The sequence below is a fragment of the Pantoea sp. GbtcB22 genome (assembly GCF_019091025.1).
GTDB lineage: Bacteria > Pseudomonadota > Gammaproteobacteria > Enterobacterales > Enterobacteriaceae > Pantoea > Pantoea leporis.
Genome location: NZ_JAGXKB010000509.1, coordinates 1 through 250, shown reverse-complemented (window position 1 = coordinate 250; position 250 = coordinate 1). Strand labels below are relative to the sequence as shown.

The 250-nt window shown below is 58.0% G+C and carries 1 protein-coding gene; it reads left to right on the top strand.

From position 1 onward, the window contains the following. On the top strand, positions 1-250 hold a 250-nt coding region (locus KVT28_RS25865), incomplete at both ends, for a glucan biosynthesis protein (protein WP_217551116.1).

The following is a 250-nucleotide window of genomic DNA, read 5'->3' as shown; positions in this document are numbered from 1 at the left end:
GGACGCCGGAAAAACTGCCAGAGCCGGGCAAAGTGATGAACTTCCAGTATCGTCTGCACTTCACCCGTGACGGGAATCAGCTGCACTCAGACGACATCGCCTGGGTAAAAGACACGCTGCGCTCTGCCGGTGGTGTGAAGCAGTCGAATCTGGTGCGTCAGCCGGATGGTTCTATTGCCTTCACCGTGGATTTCGTTGGGAAAGCGATGAGCAAGCTGCCGGAAGAAACGCAAGAGGCGCCGCAGGGGAG